This window comes from Eubacterium sp. 3_1_31 (genome assembly GCF_964249515.1).
Taxonomy (GTDB): domain Bacteria; phylum Bacillota_I; class Bacilli_A; order Erysipelotrichales; family Erysipelotrichaceae; genus Longicatena; species Longicatena caecimuris.
Genome location: NZ_CAXUBY010000075.1, coordinates 1 through 7,805 on the forward strand (window position 1 = coordinate 1; position 7,805 = coordinate 7,805).

Annotated in this window: 6 protein-coding genes; all 6 read right to left on the reverse strand. The window is 39.0% G+C overall.

The window, feature by feature from the left end; translation table 11 throughout:
* Positions 1-93 precede the first annotated feature (93 nt).
* The 6 genes from ACESSZ_RS15970 to ACESSZ_RS15995 all read right to left on the reverse strand — a co-directional run bounded on the left by ACESSZ_RS15970 (position 94) and on the right by ACESSZ_RS15995 (position 7,703).
* The gene (locus tag ACESSZ_RS15970) at positions 94-1,095 is read right to left on the reverse strand and encodes an oxidoreductase (RefSeq protein ID WP_008689829.1); all 1,002 of its coding nucleotides are present in this window, start codon (positions 1,093-1,095) and stop codon (positions 94-96) included.
* Positions 1,096-1,112: 17 nt separating this feature from the next.
* The gene (locus ACESSZ_RS15975) at positions 1,113-2,966 is read right to left on the reverse strand and encodes an ABC-F family ATP-binding cassette domain-containing protein (protein ID WP_008689830.1); all 1,854 of its coding nucleotides are present in this window, start codon (positions 2,964-2,966) and stop codon (positions 1,113-1,115) included.
* 15 nt (positions 2,967-2,981) lie between these two features.
* Entirely contained in the window at positions 2,982-4,295 is a 1,314-nt protein-coding gene (locus tag ACESSZ_RS15980) for an N-acetylmuramoyl-L-alanine amidase (RefSeq protein WP_008689831.1), read from the reverse strand.
* 133 nt (positions 4,296-4,428) lie between these two features.
* Positions 4,429-5,226, reverse strand: coding sequence for a LicD family protein (locus tag ACESSZ_RS15985; RefSeq protein WP_226897160.1), 798 nt, complete (start codon positions 5,224-5,226; stop codon positions 4,429-4,431).
* Between the two features lie 206 nt (positions 5,227-5,432).
* Positions 5,433-6,251, reverse strand: a complete 819-nt coding sequence (locus ACESSZ_RS15990) for a Cof-type HAD-IIB family hydrolase (protein WP_008689833.1) — start codon at positions 6,249-6,251, stop codon at positions 5,433-5,435.
* Positions 6,252-7,703: a glycoside hydrolase family 1 protein gene (locus ACESSZ_RS15995; RefSeq protein ID WP_008689834.1), complete on the reverse strand. Its 1,452-nt coding sequence runs from the start codon at positions 7,701-7,703 to the stop codon at positions 6,252-6,254.
* Positions 7,704-7,805: the final 102 nt, after the last annotated feature.

Below are 7,805 nucleotides of genomic sequence, written 5' to 3' on the forward strand. Positions count from 1 at the left end.
GCAAGTCGCTCTTGGGTTCGTCGATAACTACGCCCCGAGGGATTTTCACCCTAGATATGTGGCATGCCCGCCACACACAAAAAAAACATGATGTTATTCACCATGTTTATGTATGCCGCGATACAGACATTCGCCTATGTTTTCTTCTGTCAATAGACCGAAAGCATCTTGCCAAGATAATAGAAAATAAGGATCGCGCAGCAATTTTCTTCCTAATAATACATAATCACAATCTTCCTGTGCTAGAATGGTTTCAATTTCTTCTTCCTTTGTGATTAGGCCAACGCCCATTACCGGCAAAGAAGTCATTTGTTTGATAGCTCGTGCATATGGAATCTGATACAACGGATAGGTCTGTATCGGATGTTTGTTTAATCCTCCGCTGGATACGGAAATTGCGGCAGCACCACAACTTTCTATAGCTTCCACAATATCTTTCATATCGGCTATATGCAAGCCATCTTCTTCATACTCTTCTGCTGATATACGAACGATGACATCTTTTTCAAATGTAGAGCGTACACCGGTGATGATTTCCTTTAACAACAAGGTTCTATCCTCACCATAAAGATCCGTTCGCTGATTGGTAAGCGGTGATAAAAATTGATTGATCAGATAACCATGTGCCGCATGAATTTCCACAAAGTCATAGCCAAGCTCTTTTGCCCATTTACCGGCAAATTCAAAATTAACAACAATGCGATGAATTTCTTCTGCTGTCAACGCATGTACATCTTCATTATCCATGGCGGATACCTTATGGGCTGCACATTTACTTTTCATACCGGCATGATTCAGTTGAATTCCTAATTTCACCCCATAATCATGTACGACTTCAACGATATCCTTTAATGGTTCTCGCTGTCGCGGCGTGAAGATTCCTAAACAAGCGTCACTGATATAGCCTTCTGCTGCGATGGCCGTTGCCTCTTGTACGATAAAGGCAGGGCGTCCTTTCGCTAGTGTTTCATAATGAGCTATATGGTGCAAATTGGCTATGCCATCGCCCTTTGCCATATACGTACACATCGCCGGAATACCTATGCGGTTGTTTAATTCCATACGACCAAGCAATGATGTTTCAAATGGTTTCATATGAAGATCCTTCTTTCTTACTGTTCCAGTTTCTCGCTGTAGTCTTCCCATTTCTTCATGAAATTTTCAATTTCATTATGTACGTCATCAATTTTATCATCTAAATCACGCATTTTTTGATAATCGTGATAATATTCCGGATCAAAACGCAGCTCTCTGAGTGCTTCCAGCTCTTTCTCCTTTTCTGCAATTTTCTTTTCCAGTTTTTTTACTTCGCGATCATAATGAATCCCTCTATCCACTTTTTTTGTTTCTTTTTTCTCAACGGTTTTAACGGCCTGTACATGTTCCTCATCTTTATGCATATATTCCTGATAACGCATCGGATAATATGTTGCCTTCCCATTATCAATGACCAATACCGCAGTTGCCAACTTTGAGATAAAGTAACGATCATGACTCACAAATAGCATTGTGCCTTCATAATCACACAAAGCATCCTCTAAGGCTTCTTTTCCAATTAGATCCAAATGATTGGTTGGCTCATCCATCATCAGAAAATTAGGCTGTGACAGCATTAGCTTTACAAAGGATAGACGAACTTTTTCTCCTCCGGATAGACAGTCTACTGTTTTAAATACGTCTTCTCCACTGAATAAAAAACATCCCAGTGCTGTGCGTACCTCTGTTCGATTCAGTTCACTGAAATCGTTCCACACCTCTTCTAATACCGTATTATTGGTATCGAATTGCGCAAGCTCCTGATCAAAATAACCTACCTCAATCTGGTGTCCGAATAAGAATTCACCGGATAATGGTGAAACCTGTTCCATCAAGGTTTTCAAAAAGGTTGACTTTCCTTTCCCATTTGGGCCGATTATGGCAACTTTTTCCCCTTGCAGAATATCGCAAGTAATCGTACACAACGGCAGGTCGTAACCGATGGTTAAATCCTTGACCTCTAAGACCCGCTTGCCGCCACGTACCCTTGGGGTAAAACGGGCATGAAACCGTTTTTCGTCGACATTGGGATCTTCAATTTTATCCATACGTTCTAAGTATTTGATTTTACTCTGCGCAAAAGCTGCTTTATTTTTCTTATAACGGAATTTCTCAATGAGTTCTTCCATGTGCTGTATTTCTTTTTGTTGGCGCGCATACGCTGATTTTTGTTGTTCCACATCACTTTTCTTGGTATTAACATAGTTTGTATAATTACCCGGATAGCGACGCATCACACCATATTCCAATTCATATACGACATCAACGACATCATCCAGAAACATACGATCGTGACTAACTAAGACAACCGCTTTGGGATAGCGTTTTACATAACCTTCTAGCCATTCAATCGTTTCGATATCCAAATGGTTGGTAGGTTCATCTAACAACAAGATATCCGGTTTGCTTAACAATAGCTTGACAAAGGCCAATCGGGTTTTCTGTCCTCCGGAAAATGTAGCAACTTCACGTTTTAAATCTTCTTCCTGAAACCCAAACTTAGTGAAGACAGTCATCATATCACTATGGTATGTATAACCGCCTAAATCCTCATATTGCTGCTGCAAATTGGCGTATTTATTTAAGATGGTTTCACTATGGTCATATACCATCTGCTCACTGATTTCTTCCAGCTGTTTACCTATGCGTTTTACCTTCGCAAAGGCTGTTTCCAATTCTTCTTTGACACAGGCATGCTCATTTTCAAACGTTGTCTGTGCTAAATAACCGATTGTCAGATTATTTTCCTTATGGATATCCCCTTTATCCAACGGTTCTACTTCGGCAATGGCTTTTAATAAGGTGGTTTTACCACATCCGTTTCTTCCCACAATCGCGATTTTTTCAGTATTGCGGATTTCAAATTGAATATCCTCAAATACCGTATTCGCCCCAAAATATTTACTTCCTTTATGAATTTGATACTTCATCTTGTTTCACCCGCCTTATCTGGTGGTGTTGTCGGCATTGATTCCCTCGGCAAAAGCGCGCGCTGTTTCCTTAATAATCGCATTCTTCTGTTTTTTCCACAGCGCTGCATCTTCTTTATTTGATATATAGACAAAGTCAATTTCTAATCCCTGCATGCCATTGGCATTCACAAAATCAGCATTTTGTTCTTGACTTGTTTCTGAGTATTTCCCTGCCAGTGTTGCTCTTCCACCACTTTCTCTTAAATATAAATTCGTATCATATATCGTTTTACCATCTGCCCCTTCGGCCAATAACCCGGTAACGATACCGGCATCGGAACCAGTATACATCGGTGACAGTGGCATTTTTAAGTTCTTATGTACACCATAGGTCAAATTCCTGGCAAGTGTCTTGCTGGAATAATAACTATGCGCTACTTCAAAGCCGCGAATCGTATCGTTGGCATAATTGCTGAAGCGTAAGAACAAATAATATTTTGCATGCTGCTTATAACCTTTTGCTAAACGGCCATCACTGCCATAGGCTTTCCCTTTTTCATCTTTACTTGCCTTTGTAATGGCAACACGCAATCCATATTTTTCTTCTAATTCCTTTTTCATTAAAACCGCTGCTTTATACATTTCATCATTTTCATTTAACCCATTGACCTTTGAACCTTCATCCGGCAACCACGTTAAATCCGTATTCATCCCAAACGGATCAATCAACACATCAATATCCCCTTTGCGCGGCGTCTGTGAAGTTACTTGTAAGAAAAGATAGTTTTTATCCAGGGTGATCTGATAATCCTTTAACAGCTGCGTATCTGCAATTAAGGAAACTTTATTGACCTTTCCTTTACGCTGTGCCGTATAAAATGCATTTTCCTTTAAAGGCTGTTGAAAAATCACACGCTTTTTTACCAGATTATCAATGATGGAAACCTCATAATATCCTTCCGGTATTTCATCTAATAAGATCTTTTGATCAACTGTATTTTCCATTGTCATTGAAATTGTCTTTCCATCACAAATATTTTTTAATTCTACGGTTTTCCCACTCAACGTATCTTTATTTTCCGGTGAATATTTCTTTTCATACAAATCCAAAGATTCTCCATAATACAAATAATCCGAAACGCTAATCGTTTCTTTACTTGTCTTATGCAATGCTTTGATCGTCTGTTCCTCATTCAATCCACACACCGTGAATTTCTTTACTTCTTGATGATTGGAAGGCAGAAACATGCCAATTAAAAGATACACGATCAACGCAATTAAAACAAGCAGTGGAGCCACTACCTTCCAGCGCACTTTATATCTTCTCTGTCTTGGTACATATGCCATGTCTTCTACCTCCTCACAATTTTTACTATGTTTTACGATATTTTATTTTTACCATAAGCTAGCTTTTAATAAGAAATATCGTCTCCATGCTATGCATTTTCATAAGCATGAAAAAGTCCTTACGTCATCGTTTCTAAAATGCAATATCCTTAATATGCTTTGGCTGCTGATCTTTTTTCGGCGGATAGCTCATATGATTCACGGATACTTCTGCATCCAACAAATCTTTAGGCCGCTTTGGTATCGGCAGCATCGTATCTTCAAATGGAACATACTGAATCGGAAAAACGCTTTCCTTTGGATATACGACCGGATGGAAGAAAGAATTAAAGCACCATGTCAGATCAAAACCGATCATTGGACTGCCTTGATTTTGCTTACCATACTTACGCGCATTTCGCACATAGCGTTTCTTTAATGGCAATGGATTGATATGTAGATTTTCCAATGCGGCAATCAAGAGCATCAAGATTCCATTGCGGCAGCGCCATACAAAATCTTTTACATGATTCTCACTCACATAATCAATGATGAAAACATCGATAAAAATGCCATCACTGTCTTTGCATTTGTTTTTTAATAACGCATTGTATTCTTCACAATACGTATGTTTTAAACGAATCTTCATCGCCGGAATCAACACATTGTATTCCTTATGTGTTTCAAAGCTTTGTACGATGTACTTCTTAGGATCCAGATCCTTAACGGCTTCTAACAGTTTCAGATAATCCTCATACAGCATACCGATATCCGCATCATCATCCCAAGGGATAAAGCCTTTATGACGTACAGCGCCTAAGCAGCTGCCACCTGTCAGCCAGTATTGGACTTTGTGCTTGCGGCATACAATATCTATATCTTTCAGCATCTCTAACAATTTCAGCTGTAAATCACGCACGGTAATCGTCGTTCCATCTTCTCTTGTTTTCAATATGTATTCTTCCATAAAATCACCGTATCTATTATAGAAGATATTTGTTTTTATCACAATCATTTTATGGAAATATCACAATTTCGCAAGAATGTCTTCAGAAACGATTGCGTAAACAATGAAAATTTAAACAAATACACTACTTTTTATCTTTTCCTTATGCAGGTGGCTCTACAACATTTGCTGTCAAAAAAAACACACTGTACTTAAACAGCATGTTTTATAAGCATTTCAAGAAATTGTACGACCCCATCTTCCTTTGCCTCTTTACAATGATAACGAGCAGCATTTTTTATTTGCGTACAGGCATTTGCTACAGCAACACTGTTAGGGAAACAGGAAAACATGGAAAGATCATTTTCGCTGTCGCCAAATACTAAAACTTCCTCTTTTGTGAAACCGTGTTGAGCAACATAGGTTTGTAAAGCTGTCCCTTTCGATACTAGCGGCGAAGTGATTTCCAAATTATCCCATCCGGAAGTTGTTACCTTTACCTCTTGCAAGGTGGATAGTCGTGTTTGTAAACGTTGGCGTTTTTCTTCATCCTTTTCCAAAAGTTCTATTTTTAAAATAGTTTTAGGTAAGTCTGTTTCCGTAATCGTCTTGAAACAAGACATCACCGGTGTGGTATCCGTGAAACTTTGCAAATAGTGTTTTTGAAAGGAAGGCCGATCCTCTTCTTCTAAAGAATAAATATGGGTCTCATCATAACAACCGATTGCGATAGGTTCTTTTTGCAGCATCTGAAGAATCATCTTTGCGCTTTGTTTTTTTATCGCAGTCGCATGAAGAATCTGCCCTTTTGCGTTTACCTGCATTGCGCCGTTTAATAACAACATATCCAAAGCCAGCAAGTGTTGATTTCGCAAACTTAACACATCCGGATAACTGCGCCCACTGCATAGCACGATCGAAACTCCTTGTTGTTGTAGTTTCTGTAAGGTATGTACGCTGCGCAATGATAATGTATTGTCCATGCTTAATGTGCCATCAATATCACAGGCAATCAAACGAAAGGGAAACACTTATAGATCTTCCCCGTTGCTGGCAATGACACTTCGATACCAGTCATAGCTATCTTTCTTGATACGGCGCTTACTGCCATTTCCATAATCATCCTGATCCACGTAAATAAATCCATAGCGCTTGCTCATTTCTGAGGATGAACAACTGATAATATCAATAGGTCCCCATGGATAATAACCAATCACATCTACCCCGTCCATGATAGCTTCCTTCACATTACGAATATGCTCACGTAAATAAGCGATACGGCGTTCATCGTGAATCTTTCCATCACTGCTGATTTCATCATACGTGCCAAAACCATTCTCTGCGATGATGATTGGTTTTTGATAACGATCATAATAGTAATTTAATACGGTTCTTAATCCAAGAGGATCAATGCCCCAGCCCCATTCACTTGCATCAATATAAGGATTTACGATGGCCCCATCATCATTAATATCTTGCGTGTCATTGCATTCTTTTGATGATACACATGTATAATAATAGGATAACGCAAGAAAATCAGCCGGATGCTCTTTTAATACTTGCTCATCCTCTTCACGGATATCTAAATGAATGTCATGCTCTTTAAAATAGCGCAGCATATAGCCCGGATATTCTCCCCTTAGCAATAAATCGGTAAAGAAATATTCTCTTTGATTGCGCTGCATGTTCGCAAAAACATCCTCTGGTTTGCATGTTAATGGTTCACTTAATCCATCATATACCATCATCCCTACCTGAAAGTCTGGATTGATCTGATGGGCAAGCTTAGTGACAAGCGCACTTGCTGTGCATTCATGATGAATGGCCTGGTATTTTGCTTCCATAAGGTTTTCTACTGTATCACTGGGAATACCGAGATGATTAAAAGATTCATGATGTATCAGATTGATCTGATTTACAACAATCCAGTACTTTACCTTATCTTTATACCGACGCATAACGGTTTCACAATAGTTCACAAAGAAAGTGATCGTCTTACGATTATACCAGCCCTGATAGTGTGTTGCCAAATGCAGTGGCATCTCATAGTGCGATAAAGTGATGAGGGGCTCCATGCCGTTTTTTATGATTTCATCCAGCAATGCATCATAAAAGCGTAAACCTTCTTCATTCGGTTGAGAATCATCTCCATTAGGGAAGATACGTGACCAGCTAATAGAAGTGCGAAATGTTTTCAATCCCATCCCTGCTAAAAGCTTTAGATCTTCCTTATAAGTATGATAGAAATCAATCCCATAGCGTTTAGGATAATAGCCTTCTTTATCCTGTAAAGCGAAATCAATATCGTTTCTGCTCGTTTCTTTATTTGATTTCTTTTTCAAATCACCAGCATCTTGCACTTTTAAGATATCCGCAACGCTCCATCCTTTCCCACCTTCTAGAAATGCTCCTTCTGCCTGATTTGCCGCAATGGCGCCTCCCCATAAAAAAGCTTTCGGAAATCCTGTTTTTACTTGTTTCATTTCAATTCTTGTATTATTTAATTAACCAAGAAACAGGTAATTAAATAATATCTTCCTTTCTTGGGAATTCATTAAGCTATATAATTAGCTTAGGGCTGTGGA